This window comes from Fictibacillus tiangongensis (assembly GCF_048083785.1).
Taxonomy (GTDB): domain Bacteria; phylum Bacillota; class Bacilli; order Bacillales; family Fictibacillaceae; genus Fictibacillus.
Genome location: NZ_CP182294.1, coordinates 1,478,816 through 1,497,093, shown reverse-complemented (window position 1 = coordinate 1,497,093; position 18,278 = coordinate 1,478,816). Strand labels below are relative to the sequence as shown.

Below are 18,278 nucleotides of genomic sequence, written 5' to 3'. Positions count from 1 at the left end.
TGAACCTTGCTACAATAAAATTACAAATTGACGCAAGGAGCTTTTGGACCATGTTTGAGGAATCAAAAACACCATATGATCTATTAGGAAAAAAAGAGGGCATTGAAAAACTGGTTACGACTTTTTACAGCTTAGTTAGTCAAGACTCTTTGCTATCTCCACTTTTTCCTGATGACTTAACTGAGACTGCCTATAAACAAACTCAATTTTTAAGTCAGTTTTTTGGCGGACCGCCACTATATACTGAGGAACATGGACATCCTATGCTCAGAGCGCGTCACATGCCTTTTCCGATAACAAATTCTCATGCAAAAGCTTGGATAGCTTGCATGGAAAAGGCGATGACGATTCATAAAATAGATCCTGATTTGCAAAACATACTGTTAAGCCGATTAAAAATGACTGCTTTTCATATGGTTAATACAGAGGATTCAGAAAGGGGCGAGAATGCTGACACTGTATAATTCCAATTCCTTTTATGACGAACAAGAGAACAATAAAAACTATGCCTGTCAAAAGCCATTGGAAATCTATTCTGTCATCGATCCGCTATGCCCAGAGTGCTGGTCATTAGAGCCTGTTCTTAAAAAATTGCAAGTTCAATACGGCCATTATTTTACATTACGCCATTTTGTAAGTGGCAGCCTTGAATCACTCAATACGTACGTTCCTCGAAAAAAGGGGATAAACACTGCTGAACAGATTGCTGAGAAGTGGGAAAAAACAGCTTCCATTTCTGGTATGAGCTGTGATGGAGATGTGTGGTTGGAAAACCCTATTTCTGCCCCTCATAAAGCAACACTTGCCATAAAAGCTGCTGAGCTACAAGGCAAGCAACAAGGCATGAAGTTTCTAAGAAAACTTAGAGAGAACTTGTTTTTGAATAAACAAAACATTGGAAACGATGACGTCTTATTAAATATCGCCCGCTCGGTAAACTTGGACGAAGATGAATTTTTAAGTGATCTTTCATCCGAAGCAACAATTAAAGCTCTTCGTTGTGATTTGAAATTCACCCAAGAAATGGATGTTACTCAAATACCAACGCTTATTGTTTTCAATGACAAAACAGATGACGATGGGATAAAAATATCCGGCTGTTATTCTTACGATGTTTATGTACAAATCCTAAAAGAAATGTCTGAGGTTCCTTTAGAGCCCTCTCCGCTTCCTGAATTAGAAGACTTTCTTTCTACTTACTCTTTTGTAGCAACAAAAGAGGTCTCTGTAGTATATCAAATCAGTTGTGAAGAAGCTGAAAAAAGATTAAAACGTCTCGTTCTGCAACAAAAAGTTGAACGTGTACCGGTAAAGTACGGAACATTTTGGAGATATCTCCCCAACCGCTGATTATTTTCAGCGGTTTTTTATTAGCTTTTTTAACAAGAGCCGTTATTATTCGGACACGCTTTGCATATCCTGTCCCAACATGAATAAACATGTACAAAGGGAGGGAGATTTTTATGTATTTAATCATGTTTTTGCTTAGCTTACTTTCACTTGCAGGGAGTTTTTATTTCTTTGTGCTCTCTCTGCTAAACATGGCACCCAAAATTTTAGCAATACCTGGACTATTTATTGCTGTACTACTCACAACACTCTGCTATAACTATCGATCAAAACTAAGAAGAATAGGCTAAAACAAACATAACAAAATCCTGCCCAGAAAATTGGACAGGATTTTTTTGATTATTTCTCAAAAAGCAGTTCTTCCATCTCATCAAGAATCGATTCAAAAACTTTAAGAGCATTTTCAATTGGTTCTGGTGTAGTCATATCAACACCAGCTTTTTTCAATACTTCGATCGGATAATCAGAGCTTCCTGCTTTTAAGAAATCCAGGTAACGGTCAACAGCTGGTTTTCCTTCGTCTAAGATTTGTTTCGACAAAGAAGCAGCTGCGCTAAATCCTGTTGCGTATTGATAAACATAGAAATTGTAATAGAAATGAGGAATTCTAGCCCACTCTAGACCAATCTCCTTATCAATTACGAGACCTTCACCAAAATATTTAACGTTTAGATCGTAATAGATTTTCGTTAACAGTTCTGGAGTTAGCGGCTCCCCATTCGCGGCACGAACATGAATTTCTTGCTCGAACTCTGCGAACATCGTCTGACGGAAAACAGTACCTCTAAATCCTTCTAAATGGTGGTTTAACAAGTACAACTTTTCCTTCTTATCAGAAGTTTTCTCTAACATATAATGATTCAACAAAGCTTCATTACAAGTCGATGCGACTTCTGCAACAAAGATCGAATAATCCGCATAAGGATAAGGCTGATTCTCACGTGTATAGTAACTATGAACAGAATGCCCGATCTCATGAGTGAGCGTGAACAAATTGTTTACATTATCTTGCCAGTTCATTAGGATATACGGCATTGTTCCATAAGCCCCTGATGAGTATGCACCACTTCGCTTACCAGCATTCTCATGTACATCGATCCAGCGCTTCTCATAACCTTCTTTTACGATCTGTTTATACTCTTCACCCATTGGATCCAAACTGTCAAGGACAAGCTGCTGAGCCTCTTTAAAGCTCACTTCCATCTTGGCATCCTTTACAAGTGGGGTATAAAGATCATACATATGAAGTTCATCTAGTCCTAGTGCTTTTTTACGAAGGCGAACATAACGATGCAACAAACCAAGGTTATCGTTTACTGTTTTAACTAAGTTATCATAAACTGCTTCAGGAATGTTATTGTTGTTTAGTGCTGCTTCACGAGCTGAACTAAACTTTCTTGTTTTTGCAAAGAAATTATCTCGTTTTACTGTTCCAGCAAGTGTGCTAGCAAATGTATTTTTGTAAGAATCATAAGTGCCATATACAGCCTTAAAAGCATCTTCTCTCACTCTGCGATCTGAGCTTTCTAAAAAGCGGATATATCGTCCATGAGTAACTTCAATCTCTTCCCCGTTCTCATCTTTAACAACTGGGAATTTAAGATCAGCATTATTGAGCATACCAAATGTGTTGCTTGACGTATTCGCAACTTCTCTAACATCTGCTAAGAGAGCTTCTTCTTCTTTAGAGAGTACGTGGGGACGCTGTCGGTTAATCTCATCTAAAGCTTGTTTGTACAACTTTAAAGGTTCATGACTTTGTAAAAATTGAACCAATGACTCTTCAGATAAAGAAAGAATTTCTGGCACTGCAAACGACACTGTACTGCTAACTTGTGTTGCCAAATTCGAAGCACGGTCATTCAACCCTTGGTAAAAGGAGTTCGTTGTATCTTGGTCGTATCTCATATGAGCGTATGTATAAAGTTTACCAAGTTTTTTAGTTACTTCATCCTGCTTTTGGAAATACGAATAAAGGGTTTCCGCAGATTCTCCAAGTTTACCATGAAAAGATTTTAATTCAGGCAGCAAGTTTTTCGTTTCAACAAATTCTTTTTCCCATACATCGTCTGTCGCATATATTGCTTCTAAATCCCACGTATCTGAAACAGGGACTTCATTACGTTTAGGCAATGATTTTGTTTTAGTTTGAGACATACATACACCTCCAAGTAGATTAAAGAGAATAGTAGGAATACTTTCTCCTTATATATATCTACATATTACCAGAAAATGCTTATGCAAAGTCAAAAATTACGACTTTTCACTGAAAATTTCGTCTAGTTTAAATGCCTCATCCATCGTTTTTGGATAGTGAACAAGTTGAAGCTTTCTATAAGTTCCCTCTGACACATTTTCGAGCAATTGATGATTCACTAAGAATGATAGATAGTTCTCCACAGCATCTCTCCAAGATTCTTTAAGATATGGAAAATCTCGTACCTGAAGAATACGTTTTTGAATCAATCGCTGAAGTTCTTGTTCGATAAAATTAGTGGAAAATAATGAGATCGGCATCTTTTCAATCAAGAACAATATATATGTCTGCCATAAATAAGGTGATGTTTCAATGTGATAAAAATCATTAGTGGGAATACCCGCAATAGAAGGAAACAAGGTTAGGGAATGATGATTGAAATACAAAACTTTTTTCATATACATAACAGCTGGAGATGTATTCTTAAAAGCTGTTGTTCTCCACGTATATTTTTGTTTTCTCCAAAGAACGTTGTGATTAACTTTATGAGTTTCTAGATTCAAAAACGTTCGTGACAACCATAGGACATCACAACACTTCTTCGTTGAAAAAATACTACCATGGGCAGCAACTTTCTTTTGTGATAGAGGAATAATATTTCTAAGCAGAAAAAACTGTTCTTTAAGAGGGCAATAATAATTAAGATATAAGTGGCCATTGCTATCTTTTTTAGCTGCCGATAGATCGGAGCTTTGGATATAATAAAGATCTGGTCCTTTTTGTTTTACACGTTTCATTCCAAAGATCCAGTCGGAGGCTAAGTTAAGAGACTGATAACCTGATATTCGTTTTCTCAGATTTTCAGGTGTGATCGTAGCACACTGAAACTCGATGACATGCTGATTTTCTTGAAGAAATAAATCAGGACGCTGCTTAATATCACGAATATAATACTCCAGGATCGTTTTTTCATTTACATGTGTAAGCCATTTATACAAGCTTTTTTTCCCAAGGAGATGATAATCCGTTTCTCCTTCATGAAAACCTTCACATTCTTCAAAAGAATGATGAGCGAAGTGCCATGTCTTTTTTGTTCCACATTTCGGTATCACTTTATTATGACAGACTGGGCATCGTAATTTTCCTGATTTATTTTTCAGATACCATTCTTCCTTTGTTATTTCTCCAACCATATCAACGTACTGATCATTAAAAAGAGCGACTAACAATTTGTTTCACCTCCACACTCATCATAATGATGGATGAGTGCAGAAACTTCACTTCTTCATTTTCTCTAGATCGTTAATGAAATGATTGATTAATTGATAAAAACACTCAGTAAAAAAAACAAAAACCGATTTCAAGGTAGCTGAAATCGGTAATATCTTATAATTTAAAATATTGTTGTACGTGATCTAATGCAGCCTCTGAAACAATTGTTTTTCCATACTCTTGTATACGGTAAACAGATAGATCAGAGTCATTTCCGTATTCCAATAGCTGGGCTAATAGATCGTCTTGTTCTCGATCTGAAGTTTCCACATTAAATGTCACATACAAATAATATTTACCCTCGAAGTGAAACAGCGAATTCTCAAAAGACGAAGAATCAATCGTATGACTTAAAGAGATAACATCTTCAAAGTCACCAAAAGAAATGAGGAAGGATAAATAGTCTTCTTCTGTTTCTTCTAATTCATCAAAATCTTCTTCTACTTGAAACTGTTGATCTAATATTTGTTCAATATTCTGATCAACGGGTAAATCCAACTTATCATCGCCTATAGGAAGCTCAATCTTCTTACCGTCTTTGGACATTTGAGCACGAGTTACAATTATTTCAAGACCTTTATCCAGAGCCTGAACTTGAATCCACAGTGGACCTTCTAATGGAAACTGCTCTTGCTGATGTGCTTCGTCCATCATTTCCCAAAAGAGTTCTTCTCCTCTTTCGCGATCAGACCATATTTCTTCACGGTCGAAACCGCGATCTTCAATATCTCTGTACGTAATGAAAAATTTAATGGTGAACTCATTCACTCTTTCAATTTCCATTTCTGCTTCTCTCCCTTCTCTCCGGTTTGTTCGTGAAGGGATAAATACCCCTAGAAAAAAGCAATTCTTATTTCCAATCGTTCTCCGTCGAAAACTACATCAATCACAATTAAACCTCTTGTACCTTATTCTATGACAAAACGGAAAATATGGAAATAAAAAAGGCCTGTATAAACTGCCCTTTTTTGCACCTGTGCACACGTCGAATCTTAAGCTCTCAACTTGACGGAGCAGGTCAAGCTGGACTATAATTCAAAGGTCTTTAAGGTTAACATATTGTACCATAATTCAAGTGAAATTTCATTATTTACGGGGGGTTTACGTTTGGAAACAGAATTTCTGATATCATTGTTGCAGATCATTGCAATTGATATCCTTCTTGGCGGAGACAACGCTATTGTAATTGCCCTTGCCAGTAGAAACTTACCAGAAGTTCAAAGAAATAAAGCCATTTTCTTAGGAACAGGACTAGCTATTGTTGTTCGTGTAGTACTAACCATTGTAGCTGTTTATTTATTAAATATTCCTTTCTTATATCTTGCAGGAGGAATTTTACTTCTAATTATTGCTTATAAGCTAATTTTAGAAGAAGATGACGAGCTTGATGTTAAAGCGGGCAAGAACCTATCTGATGCTGTAAAAACTATCGTTTTTGCAGATATTGCGATGGGACTTGATAACGTACTAGCAGTCGCCGGTGCTGCACACGGAAATATCGTGTTAGTAGTGATTGGACTTTTAGTTTCAGTTCCTATCATTATATGGGGAAGTAAGATAATACTGCACTTTATGGAAAGATTCCCTGTTTTAATTTATATTGGTGCTGGAGTACTTGCTTTCACATCAGCAGGAATGATTGTTGAAGAACGAATGATCCATTCCGTATTTGAAGGTAATGATGTTCTGAAATACGGTTTATATGTATTTTTAGTTGTAGGCGTGATTCTTGCAGGTATCTTAACGAACACTTTCAAAAAGAAACGAGCCAATTAGTCTAAAAAAGCACAATAAAAAACTTCCGCTATCGGTTAGCGGAAGTTTTTCTTTATTCATTGACAAGACGCTGTGCTTCCATAAGCTGAAATGTACGTACACGTCTTGGTAAGAAACGACGAATTTCGTCTTCGTTATAACCAACTTGCAAGCGTTTTTCATCCAAGATAATAGGTCTACGCAGTAATCCAGGATGGTCTGCAATCAATTGGTATAAGTCTTGCAAAGGCATGGATTCGAGATTGATGTTAAGTTCCTGGAACGTTTTTGAACGAGTAGAAATAATCTCGTCTGTACCGTCCTCTGTCATTCTCAAGATTTGCTTAACTTCTTCTATTGATAAAGGTTCTGAAAAAATATTTCTCTCTTGATAAGGAATGTCATTCTCTTTTAACCATGCTTTTGCTTTACGGCATGATGTACAGCTCGGCGAAGTAAATAGTGTGACCATAGTGGAACTCTCCTTCCCCTCTCTCTGATTTAGGCACTTTAAAAAAGTTATTAAATCATTCATAGTATACTACACATTTTACATTTTCGGTAGAGGTTATACAGACTTTTGTACATTTTTACGAATTTGTCATACAAATGTAATACATCTACAAAATATTCTACACAACTTTTCCGTATCTACATATATATAGACGTATTACCCAAGAATAAGTTTCATAAAACATAAAAAAAGAATATGTTAATTATTCGTTTGTTTCAACACGTATTTAATCATGATTAAGGTAGATCAAAAAAAGGGCTGTTAGAAGAAGCATACCCTCCTTTTAACAGCCCCATCTTATGCAATTGTTTTCTTTACTTGTGAAGCAGGGCCTTTTCTAGAAATGCTTTGGTTAAATTTCTTAAGATTCTTCTTAAGCATTTCTTTCCAAAGTTCACGTTTTGTTTTTTTCTTCTTGTCTTTTTGTTTCATGACATTTCATCCTCCTTTAAAAAGGAAAATCGTATTACTCTGAAGCAGGTTTTCCCGAAGAATCTGTTGAGTCATCATCAACGATCTCAAGCTTAGGTACTGCATTCTCTGTATCTAAAGTTAACACTTCACTTGCAGGCTGATAGGACTTACCGTACAATTCACTATCTTTGTACGTGTGTATTTCATTATACGTCTTTTTCATGTTTTCATAAATAGTTTCTTCGGATTCTTTAGTTGGTGACCAAAAAAGGATCTCCATCTCATTCACTTCATCCGTAGCGAGTGAGCGTCTTCTGTACCCTATACTAGATGCATGTTCAAATCCTTCACGAGTGTAGAACCGTAACCTTTTTTCTGTATCTGTATCTTCATAATCGACCGGCTCAACTTCTAAGATGATCGGTTTCCCTTTTGCTTTTAACTTTTCGATAAGCTTATGGCCGAGACCTTGACCTCTAGCATCTTTTGAAACAAATAAGTAATCAATAAAAACAAAATCAGTGAGTTCTACATACATCAAAACGTGGTATTGGCCTTCATCTTTGTGATAGATGTCACTCTTCTCGTCTAATAATAACTCCATGTGTTCTTTAGATTTCATCTCTTCAATCGGAAAATATTGATTTAATTTCTCATACCAGTTCATTTTTTCCCCATCAGCTCCTTAGATTTTGGTGGTAATTATAGTTTTCCCTCTTTCTTCCTTTGTTATCATGAGATACAATAAAGAAAGAAGTACGTGGTGAACTCGTTGTGAAAAGGAGGAGTCCTCATTTGATTTCATTCTTTACCGATTTAACGTTGCTAGCACTTTGTGTTGTTGGAATCACAGCCCTGATGGGAAGCATCTCCCAATTCATCGCTGTAAAATTGTTTGGCGGTAAAAAAGTTTTTCACTTTGTGGATAAATCGAAGTCTTTTCAAGAAAACTGGAATCCTGTAAAAAGAAGATAAATGCGAACAACCCGTGAATTTTGGGTTGTTTTTTACATTTCAAGTCCGAACTACTTTATAATATAAGGGTAGCATACATAATAGAGGTGTACAAATGCATAGAAACCTTAGAACGTTCATCAATCAATTAAGAGCTGAAAAAGAAATTGTAGAGATTCATACAGAAGTGGATCCTTATTTAGAAATTCCTGAAATTCATAGACGTGTGATCTCAGAAGAAGGACCAGCTCTTCTTTTTACAAATGTTAAAGGAAAGAATATTCCAGTTGTAACAAATCTATTTGGAACGATTAAGCGAGTAGACATGGCTTTCGGTCCAAAGCCAGAGCAGCTAGTTAAAGAACTAGTCGGATCGATCGATGAATTAATGCCTCCATCTCCTTCTGTATTATGGAAGAAAAAAGGCATGATCAAAGATGTATTATCACTCGGCACGAAAACCGTGAACAAAAACAAAGCACCACTATTAGAAACTTTTACGACGAATGTGAACATGCAGGACCTGCCTGCATTAACGGGCTGGCATTTAGACAGCAATCCATTCGTAACCCTGCCACTCGTGTATACAGAACATCCAGATAAACATGAACACAATCTTGGTATGTATAGAATTGAGATCAAAGAGAAAAACAAGACGGGTATACATTGGCAGATTCATAAAGGTGGAGGCTTCCATCATTATGCCGCCGAACAAAAGAATGAAGCTTTGCCTGTGACGTTGTTTTTAGGTGGACCTCCTTCCCTAATGATCTCAGCGATCGCTCCGCTTCCTGAAGCAGTTCCTGAGCTTATGTTTTCCTCTATGTTAATGGGAGAAAAACTAAGTCTTGCACAAGTTGATGGGCATCCGCATCCTCTAATTGCAGAGGCAGAGTTCGCGTTTGGAGGAATCGTTCCACCGCATGTCCGAGAACCTGAAGGACCTTTTGGCGATCATTATGGCTACTATTCATGGGCACATGATTTCCCAGTATTCAACGTAGATAAGATGTGGAAGCGCAAAGATGCCATCTATCCTGCAACAGTGGTCGGAAAACCAAAACAAGAAGATTATTTCATTGGAGAATATCTTCAGAGATTGATGAGTCCACTATTTCCTGTTGTTATGAACGGAGTACGAGATCTTTGGACATATGCAGAAACTGGCTTTCATGCACTAGCAGGGGCTGTTGTTCGTGAATCATACTATAAAGAAGGTTTAGCGCACGCTTTCCGTATTATGGGTGAAGGGCAGCTGACGCTTACTAAGTTTCTGATGGTAACGAATAAGCCTGTAAACCTTCAAAATTTCGCTGAACTTGCTGAAGGTGTACTTGAAAGATTTCTTCCTGAACGTGACCTTTTAATTATTCATGATACTTCAATGGATACTCTTGATTATACCGGCCGTAAGTTCAATACAGGTTCAAAAGCAATTATGACTGGATTAGGTGAACCTGTCCGCGAACTTAAACGTACTTATGATGGTGGTACCATTTCAGGCATCCATGACGTTAGCGTATTTTGTGGTGGCTGTTTAACGGTAAGTGGGCCATCATTCGAAGAAGCACCTGACTTTGCAGAAAAACTGCTTGAGAATGGTCAGAATTCTTTCAAAGATTGGCCGTTAGTTTTCCTAGTTGATGATGCATCCATTGCAGCAACACAGGCTGAGTTTTTGTGGACAACCTTCACACGATTCGATCCTGCCTATGATGTATACGCGAAGAGTACGATAGACAGAAATCGTATTAAATATGAAGGAACAATCATTATTGATGCTAGAATGAAGCCGTTCTATCCTGATGTGGTTGAAACTCGTGAAGATATAGATAAATTAGTGACTGATCGTTGGGATGAGTACTTTAAAAAGTAATCCTCATAATACCTCAGCAGCAAAAAAAGAAGCGACTCCGCTTCTTTTTTTGCTTATTTTAGTTGATAAATTGTCCAAATGGTGTTAATGTATATAACAATATACATTTTTAGAGAAAGGAGAAATCATATGCGAAATATTAGCTTACTCGATTTATACAACCACCCTCATGTACAAAAATATGTGAAGCGCTCTGGAATGGTTCATGCCATCTCAACAGCTTATCATGCATACCGTTTGTCTAAAAAATATGGTGTGGATCCTGATTTAGCGACAAAGGCTGCTTTTCTTCATGATATCGGTCACTATACATGGTATAAGAACGGTCATTGGGACTATGACATGTACAAAGAGAATGATATTCATGCGATTAAAGGTGCCGAACGCGCACATCGAATATTAGTGTCTCTAGGTGAAGATCGTAAAAATGCAAAAGAAATTGCTCTTGCCATTCTACTGCACACCGATTCCTATCTACCTGCTGGCTCACTTAACCTCAATCCGCTGCAACAAGTTGTTGCTTTGGCTGACGAAGCAGATGAAGAACCAGGCGGAAGCCACCACTATCGTACGATTAGTGATATGAAAGCTATAACCATGATCAAAAAATTAGATGAAATGGTAGATGAATATCATGAAGAAGAAAAAGTAAAACACTCTGTTTCCTAAGGAAGGAAAAGAGTGTTTTTAACATTCTTATATATTATTTTAATAAGCTACAAATCCAATAGCTTTTTCACTTGAATACGTTCCGATCGTGCTTCCAAAACGAGTATAAATTACTTTTGGAAAACTGGATAATGAAAATAATTCTTCAAATTCTTTTATCACTTCATCCGTAGATGGAAAACTATGAATGAGGTAAAGTGTCTTTTCAGGGTTTTCTTCTCTCCATTCAGAGATATATTCTTTCATTTTTGAAAGACCCTTCTTACTTCCTCTAAACTTACCAATCGTTTCAACCACGCCATCAATGATCGAAATCATCGGTTTAATATTTAACATTCCAGCGATAGCCCCTTGAACAGCAGATATTCTGCCACCTTTTTTCAAGTTTTCTAACGTTTCAAGCAGTACATACGCTTTAATGCCTGATTTCGTAGTCTCTAAGCTATTTACAATTTCATTGATCGACTTACCTTCACGTGCTAATTCGATCGCTTCATTTAGTAAAATTTGTACACCACCTGAAGCGATACCGGAATCTAGAATAATCACTTTTTCTTGTTCTTCCTCAGTTAACATGCTCTTTCCAATCGTAGCACTTTGAACCGTTCCACTTAAGTTAGATGAGATGCCGATGTATAGGACATCATGGCCTTTATCTACTTCCTTTTGAAAGGCTTCATAAAAAGATTGTGGAGATGGCTGACTTGTTTTAGGCAATTCTGGTTCCATACTCATACGTTTATAAAATTCATCTTCAGTAATATTCACGCCATCTAAATAATGGTCTTCTCCAAATTGTACATTCAAAGGTACAACGGTTAACGAATAATCCAGTTTCTCAAGATCTATTTTAAGGTCACTTGCGCTATCCACTATAAAACTAAGGTTCATATTGTTCTACCCCATTTCTGCTTCTCAATTCAATTATTAGGGATGTATAAAGAATTGTATACGCTTCACACACTTCTATTAGTTTAACATAAAAACGATCTCCTGTATTATAGGAGATCGTTTTAAATGTGTTAATTCTGTTGCTTTACAGCTTCTTCATCATAAAGGTGACAGGCTACCCAGTGCCCTTCTCTAGCTTCTTGCCATTTAGGCTTAACAGCTGCACATACATCCATTGCATGTGGGCAACGTGTACGGAAACGGCAGCCACTTGGAGGGTTGATCGGACTCGGAACATCTCCCTCTAGGATGATACGTTCACGGCTTCTTTCCAGTTCAGGATCCGGAACTGGAATCGCTGATAAAAGAGCTTGTGTATACGGGTGAAGCGGTTCTTCATAAAGCTCATCACTTGTCGTAAGCTCGACGATATTACCTAGATACATTACACCTACACGATCAGAAATATGTTTAACCATAGATAGATCATGGGCAATAAATAGGTAAGTAAGTCCACGCTCTTTTTGCAGTTCCATCATCAAGTTAACCACTTGCGCTTGAATGGATACGTCTAGAGCAGAAATTGGCTCATCTGCAATGATAAAGTCTGGATCTACTGCTAGCGCACGAGCAATTCCAATACGCTGACGCTGTCCACCTGAGAATTCATGCGGGTAACGGTTTGCGTGCTCTCTATTTAATCCTACTGTTTCAAGTAGTTCATAAACACGATTTTCACGATCTTTCTTTGTTTTTGCCAAATCATGAATATCGATTCCTTCAGCAATGATATCCTTAACTGTCATACGCGGGTTAAGAGAAGCGTAAGGATCTTGGAAAATCATTTGCATTTTGCGGTTAAATTTCTTTAACTCAGAACGAGATTTTTTATCATGAACATCTACACCTTCATATACAACTTCACCTTCAGTAGCATCATAAAGACGGATGATCGTTCGACCTGTCGTAGACTTGCCACAGCCAGACTCACCAACAAGTCCTAATGTTTCACCTTTATAGATATCAAAGGAAACATCGTCTACAGCTTTTAAAACACCTTTTTTCCCAGCCGGAAAATACTTTTTAAGGTTTTTTACTTCGAGTAATTTTTCTCTCTCTACTACTGACATTAACGAGCACCCCCAACTAATGCCTCTTCAGGCGGTTCAACTTTTGGAGCTCGCTCATCAAGTAACCAGCAAGCTGCTTTGTGTGATGAAGTAACATTAGTTGCTTCAGGCATATGATCCACACATACTTCCATGGCATATGGACAACGCGCTGCAAACGGACATCCTTTCGGAGGATTCATTAAATCAGGCGGTGTACCAGGAATAGCTAATAATTCTTTAGATTCTGAATTGATTTTAGGCATTGATGCAAGCAATCCCCATGTATATGGATGCATAGGCTTATAGAAAATCTCATCAACCGTACCTGTCTCTACTACCATGCCTCCGTACATTACGGCAACACGTTGAGCCAAGTTTGCTACTACACCTAAATCATGTGTAATCAAGATGATTGCTGTACCTGTTTTATCCTGTAGATCGCGCATTAAGTCAAGAATCTGCGCTTGTATCGTAACATCAAGTGCTGTTGTCGGTTCATCAGCAATCAATACTTTAGGATTACAAGCTAGTGCTATAGCTATAACCACACGCTGACGCATTCCACCTGAAAATTGGTGAGGATATTCATCCACACGAAGCTCAGGATTAGGAATTCCTACAAGTTTTAATAGGTTGATCGAACGCTCTTTTGCTTCACTCTTGCTCATGTTTTGGTGCTTACGAAGCCCTTCCATGATTTGTTTACCGATCGTCATCGTTGGGTTTAAAGATGTCATCGGATCTTGGAAAATCATAGATATTTCTGCGCCACGAATTTTTTCCATTTCGCGCTCAGTAGCTTTCGCTAGATCTTTCCCTTGAAAGCGAATAGCGCCTTCTTTAATAGAACCAATTTTGTTAGGTAATAATCTCATTACGGCTTTGGAAGTAACAGATTTACCAGAACCTGATTCTCCAACGATTGCAAGTGATTCACCTTTATCTAATGTAAAGCTAACTCCGCGAACGGCTTTAACTTCTCCCCCATACGTATGGAAGGAGACATGCAAATTATCTAATTCTAATAATTTTTCCATTTTAAAAAATCTCCTTCCTATCTTCTCATCTTAGGATCTAGTGCATCACGCAAGCCATCACCTAGTAAGTTAAAGCTGATCATTAAGATACACATAATAGAAGCCGGATAGATTGCTAAGTGTGGATAAATTCTCAGCGATCTAAATCCATCTGCAATCAATGCACCTAATGAGGCAGTCGGTGGCTGAATTCCAAGACCGATAAAGCTTAGGAAAGCTTCGAAGAATATCGCGCCTGGAATCGTAAAAGTACTCGTAACGATAATCGCACCTAGCGTATTAGGTAACAAGTGCTTTGTAATCAATCTTCCACTAGTTGATCCTAATGTTCGTGACGCGAGAACAAATTCACGATCCTTTAACGCTAATATCTGAGCACGAACGATACGTGACATTCCAATCCAACCGGTTATAACGAGGGCTAGCGTGATCGATAATATCCCAGGATCTAGTATGATAATGAATAAGATAATTACAACTAGATTCGGTATACCATATAGAACCTCTACGACACGTTGCATCGCATTATCTACTCTGCCGCCATAAAAGGCAGAAATCCCACCGTATGCAACACCAACGATTAAATCAATGGTCGCTGCTAAGAAAGCGATATATAGTGAGATTTGAGTACCTTTCCAGACACGTACCCATTGGTCACGTCCAAGCGGATCTGTACCAAACCAGAAGTTTTGATCTTTCGGTACATTTTTCATTTCGTACTGATCTACACCACGAATATCTACTCCATCTACTCCAAGAAAACCAATTTTCTCAAGACCTGGAATCTTAGGAGGAAGATTTGCTCTCATCAGCTCTTGATCGTCCATACCATACTTACTTAAAGATGGTGCTATTAGAGAGAACACGATGACAAAAACAATTGCAAAAAGGCCGATCATCGCTCCTCTGTTTTTTCTTAGTCGTCTAAAAGCATCTTGCCAAAAACTTAAGCTTGGCTTAGAAATTTCTTCACTCTTGTTAACATCTAGATTTGCAGGACGAAATAAATCCGGTGTGAGTTTTCTTTCTGACATGCTCATTCTTATTTACCTCCTGCTACACGAATACGAGGGTCGATGATTCCATAAAGAATATCCACGATCAAAATGATGACTACGATTAAGAAACTATAGAATATTGTAGTACCCATGATAACTGGATAGTCATTTAAGTTAATACTTTTTACAAACTGTTCACCGATTCCTGGAATCGCAAAAATGTTCTCGATAACTAGTGATCCAGTAATTAGTCCTATAGCCATAGGTCCTAAGATCGTGACGATTGGAATCATACTATTACGTACACAGTGTTTAATGATGACTGCATTTTTGCTAATTCCTTTAGATCGAGCCATTAATATATAGTCCGTACCTAAAATTTCAAGCATTTCAGTTCGCATAAAACGTGCTACTGTAGCGATTACTCCAACGGATAAAGAGAATGCAGGCATGATGTGATATTCTGGACCATCCCAAAATGCTACAGGCAGCCATCCTAATTTTACACCTACGTAATATTGTAATAGTCCTGCAAAAACAAAGGATGGAATTGCAATACCGAAAACAGCTACGATCATGGCACCATAATCTACAAATGAATTATGTTTAAGGGCAGCTATAATACCTAGAAACAACCCTACAAATGTACCAAAGATTAAAGCCTCGAAACCTATCGTTGCTGAAGGTCCCATACCATTTGCAATCATAGAGTTAACGGTACGTCCGTCAAACTGAAACGTATATCCTAAATCACCCTGTGCCAATTTACCCAAATAATTAATATATTGAACAGGCACCGGGTCATTTAACCCGTATTTTTCGTTTAGAGCGTAACGCTGGGTCTCAGTTAACTTTTCTTGATTGTTAAATGGAGAACCCGGTAGTAACTTCATTAAAAAGAATGTAATTGTTGCAATGATCATCAGTGTAATAAACATGGAAAACACACGCTTAGATATATAACGCAACATTACACGCACCTCCCCCAAATGTTTCAAACTTAATATTTTGAAATCTTTCTGTAATATCTATCTTAAGGGACAAAATATTTTATATCAATAGAAAATATTTTTTTTTCGACATTTTCTGATTTCTTTTGATATTTCCAAATATCTGCCAAATATTGTTTTCAAGGCAAAAAAGAGAGTACATGTCAGGAATACATGTACTCTCCTGAGAAACACTATTTACTATTTTTTACTAACTATTTATTGCTTTCCTTCAATATAAGCCCACTTGTAAGAAGTATCTGCTCCGAATAAGTGATGAGCAAGTCCTTTTACGTATGGCTTTTGAAGTCCAGTTACACCACGTTGATAAAGTGGAGAGATCGCTTGATCTTCGAAAAGAATTTTCTCTGCATCAAGCATCATTTGCCAACGCTTCTTCTCGTCTGTTTCTTTCTTAGCGCCTTCGATTAACTTGTCATACTCAGGGTTTGAATATGCCATTTGGTTATGAGCTCCATCTGTTACGAACATGTCAAGGAACGTCATTGGATCTTGGTAGTCAGGACCCCAACCAGCATATGAGAAGTCATACTCCCCTTTTGTTTCAAGGTCAAGCTTTTGTTTGAACGGTTGTGCTTTAATGCTAACTTTGATTCCAGGAAGGTTCTTTTCAAGTTGGTTCTTGAAGAACTCACCCATTTTCTTAGCGCCATCTGAATCGTAGTTCAATAGTTCAAGCTCTACAGAATCTTTTCCAACTTCTTTTAGACCTGTCGCCCAAAGTTCTTTTGCTTTTTCAAGGTTGTACTCACCAAAGTTACCGTTCGTTTTACGGTAGTCTTCACCATCTGGACCAGGAGTGAACTCACCAGGAACTAGATAGTAAGCTGGAGTAGAACCGTTGTTAAGAAGTACATCTACCATTGATTGCTTATCATAAGCCATGTCGATTGCTTTACGAATGTTTGCATTCTTAAGCACTTCTGATTTTTGGTTTAAACGCAGGAAGAATACTGATGCTTCACCACGCGTGTATAGGTCTTCGTTATCTTTATATTGATCAACATATTCCATGCTTAGACCAGCGATATCTGTTTGGCCAGTTTCGTATAGGTTTACACCTGTAGCAACGTCTTTAACGATCTTAACGTTGATCTCATCTAGCATTACGTTGTCTTTATCCCAATAGTTATCGTTCTTTTTATACTGCCATCCTTCGTTGTGTTTCCACTCGTTAAGTACGAAAGGACCGTTGTATAATAATGTGTTAGCTTCTAATGCATATTTATCAGCTTGCTTTTTAACAAACTCTTCTTTTTGCGGGTAGAACGTTGCAAATCCAGTAAGTCCTAGGAAATAAGGAGCTGGAGCTTCAAGAGTTACTTCAAGAGTTGTATCGTCAACTGCTTTAACACCTAATTGATCTACTTTACCGTATAATGGGTCACCATCAGTTTGGATCGCATTAGCGTTCTTAACAGGTCCCATGATGTAAGCATACTCAGAAAGTGTATCTGGAGTTAATGCTTTTTGCCAAGCGTATACGAAGTCTTTCGCTACAACTTGAGATCCATCGCTCCATTTAGCGTTTGGATTTAACTTAAATGTGTAAACTGTTCCATCTTCGTTTACTTCATGACTTTCAGCAACACCAGGAGTTGGTTTGTTGTCTTTATCAAGACGGTATAAACCTTCCATTACGTTATTCATTACTTCAAAAGATACTGCATCAGTTGCTTGTGAAGAATCCATTGAAGGAATTTCCTCTCCATCAAGCAAGTTAAGTACTTGTGGCTCACTTGGCTTTTCAGTTGGCTTATCGCCTTCGCCGCCTTTAGAATCACTTGCCTTGTCTTTGTCTCCACCACTACAAGCAGCTAAGAACATGCTTAGTACAAGTACTAGTGTAAGAAGCAATGACCATTTTGACTTCTTCATGAGTCGACCTCCCCTTTTTATCCTGTTAAATTGTTAGCAGATAAAAGCATCAAGAATTATCAGACATTTTCATCTACAAGTTCGATTATACAAGTTTTCAAACAATTGTGCATTTATTTTTTTTAAGAGTTTTACAAAAAGCCCATTATATTTACTTTTCCTTAACAAAAAATAGGTATATAGACCTATTACAAAGTAGGGTTTATTTTCTGATAATTCTACAAATTTTACCAAAATTATGTGTAAACTAGCATGAATATTACATTCTCGATTTTTTGTGAGGATTGAACATGCTTCACTTTGTAAGATAATTCGTCATTCTTATATTTCATTTGTTACAATGGGGATAAA

The 18,278-nt window shown here is 37.5% G+C and carries 18 protein-coding genes; 6 read left to right on the top strand and 12 right to left on the bottom strand.

Annotated features, from left to right (window positions below; genetic code table 11):
- Window positions 1–50: 50 nt before the first annotated feature.
- On the top strand, window positions 51–464 hold the full coding sequence (locus ACNJYY_RS08150; protein WP_416731318.1) for a globin: 414 nt from the start codon (window positions 51–53) through the stop codon (window positions 462–464).
- A complete protein-coding gene (locus ACNJYY_RS08145; protein ID WP_416731317.1) occupies window positions 448–1,350 on the top strand; it encodes a ClpXP adapter SpxH family protein in 903 nt (300 codons plus the stop codon). The genes ACNJYY_RS08150 and ACNJYY_RS08145 overlap by 17 nt, the downstream gene beginning before the upstream one ends.
- Window positions 1,351–1,689: 339 nt before the next feature.
- Here ACNJYY_RS08145 and pepF read toward each other — a convergent pair whose 3' ends face one another.
- From pepF to mecA, 3 genes are all read right to left on the bottom strand, one after another.
- Entirely contained in the window at window positions 1,690–3,507 is a 1,818-nt protein-coding gene (gene pepF, locus ACNJYY_RS08140) for an oligoendopeptidase F (RefSeq protein ID WP_416731316.1), read from the bottom strand.
- Between the two features lie 96 nt (window positions 3,508–3,603).
- Window positions 3,604–4,776: a competence protein CoiA gene (locus ACNJYY_RS08135; protein WP_416731315.1), complete on the bottom strand. Its 1,173-nt coding sequence runs from the start codon at window positions 4,774–4,776 to the stop codon at window positions 3,604–3,606.
- A gap of 157 nt (window positions 4,777–4,933) precedes the next feature.
- Entirely contained in the window at window positions 4,934–5,602 is a 669-nt protein-coding gene (gene mecA, locus ACNJYY_RS08130; protein WP_137789854.1) for an adaptor protein MecA, read from the bottom strand.
- Between the two features lie 324 nt (window positions 5,603–5,926).
- Between mecA and ACNJYY_RS08125 the strand changes: the two genes are divergently transcribed.
- Window positions 5,927–6,595, top strand: a complete 669-nt coding sequence (locus tag ACNJYY_RS08125) for a TerC family protein (RefSeq protein ID WP_416731314.1) — start codon at window positions 5,927–5,929, stop codon at window positions 6,593–6,595.
- Window positions 6,596–6,647: 52 nt separating this feature from the next.
- Here the strand turns inward: ACNJYY_RS08125 and spxA are convergent, their stop codons facing one another.
- The 3 genes from spxA to ACNJYY_RS08110 form a co-directional block, all read right to left on the bottom strand.
- Entirely contained in the window at window positions 6,648–7,046 is a 399-nt protein-coding gene (gene spxA / locus ACNJYY_RS08120; protein WP_066245987.1) for a transcriptional regulator SpxA, read from the bottom strand.
- A 339-nt stretch (window positions 7,047–7,385) separates the two neighbouring features.
- A complete protein-coding gene (locus tag ACNJYY_RS08115) occupies window positions 7,386–7,520 on the bottom strand; it encodes a hypothetical protein (protein ID WP_416731313.1) in 135 nt (44 codons plus the stop codon).
- A 34-nt stretch (window positions 7,521–7,554) separates the two neighbouring features.
- On the bottom strand, window positions 7,555–8,169 hold the full coding sequence (locus ACNJYY_RS08110; protein ID WP_416731312.1) for a GNAT family N-acetyltransferase: 615 nt from the start codon (window positions 8,167–8,169) through the stop codon (window positions 7,555–7,557).
- Window positions 8,170–8,297: 128 nt separating this feature from the next.
- Between ACNJYY_RS08110 and ACNJYY_RS08105 the strand changes: the two genes are divergently transcribed.
- From ACNJYY_RS08105 to ACNJYY_RS08095, 3 genes are all read left to right on the top strand, one after another.
- A complete protein-coding gene (locus ACNJYY_RS08105) occupies window positions 8,298–8,477 on the top strand; it encodes a hypothetical protein (protein ID WP_416731311.1) in 180 nt (59 codons plus the stop codon).
- A gap of 94 nt (window positions 8,478–8,571) precedes the next feature.
- The gene (locus tag ACNJYY_RS08100; protein WP_416731310.1) at window positions 8,572–10,332 is read left to right on the top strand and encodes a UbiD family decarboxylase; all 1,761 of its coding nucleotides are present in this window, start codon (window positions 8,572–8,574) and stop codon (window positions 10,330–10,332) included.
- 129 nt (window positions 10,333–10,461) lie between these two features.
- A complete protein-coding gene (locus tag ACNJYY_RS08095) occupies window positions 10,462–11,001 on the top strand; it encodes an HD domain-containing protein (RefSeq protein WP_416731309.1) in 540 nt (179 codons plus the stop codon).
- A 39-nt stretch (window positions 11,002–11,040) separates the two neighbouring features.
- Here the strand turns inward: ACNJYY_RS08095 and ACNJYY_RS08090 are convergent, their stop codons facing one another.
- The 6 genes from ACNJYY_RS08090 to ACNJYY_RS08065 all read right to left on the bottom strand — a co-directional run bounded on the left by ACNJYY_RS08090 (window position 11,041) and on the right by ACNJYY_RS08065 (window position 17,927).
- A complete protein-coding gene (locus ACNJYY_RS08090) occupies window positions 11,041–11,892 on the bottom strand; it encodes a DegV family protein (protein ID WP_416731308.1) in 852 nt (283 codons plus the stop codon).
- A gap of 131 nt (window positions 11,893–12,023) precedes the next feature.
- Complete coding sequence (locus ACNJYY_RS08085) at window positions 12,024–13,022, bottom strand: ABC transporter ATP-binding protein (protein ID WP_191754869.1); 999 nt, start codon at window positions 13,020–13,022, stop codon at window positions 12,024–12,026.
- Window positions 13,022–14,041, bottom strand: coding sequence for an ABC transporter ATP-binding protein (locus ACNJYY_RS08080; protein WP_416731307.1), 1,020 nt, complete (start codon window positions 14,039–14,041; stop codon window positions 13,022–13,024). The genes ACNJYY_RS08085 and ACNJYY_RS08080 overlap by 1 nt, the downstream gene beginning before the upstream one ends.
- 17 nt (window positions 14,042–14,058) lie before the next feature.
- On the bottom strand, window positions 14,059–15,081 hold the full coding sequence (opp3C, locus tag ACNJYY_RS08075) for an oligopeptide ABC transporter permease (RefSeq protein ID WP_416731306.1): 1,023 nt from the start codon (window positions 15,079–15,081) through the stop codon (window positions 14,059–14,061).
- 2 nt (window positions 15,082–15,083) lie between these two features.
- The gene (gene opp3b, locus ACNJYY_RS08070) at window positions 15,084–16,010 is read right to left on the bottom strand and encodes an oligopeptide ABC transporter permease (RefSeq protein WP_416731305.1); all 927 of its coding nucleotides are present in this window, start codon (window positions 16,008–16,010) and stop codon (window positions 15,084–15,086) included.
- Between the two features lie 237 nt (window positions 16,011–16,247).
- Window positions 16,248–17,927 (bottom strand): peptide ABC transporter substrate-binding protein, encoded by a 1,680-nt coding sequence (locus ACNJYY_RS08065; RefSeq protein WP_416731304.1) that lies wholly within the window; start codon window positions 17,925–17,927, stop codon window positions 16,248–16,250.
- Between the last annotated feature and the right edge of the window lie 351 nt (window positions 17,928–18,278).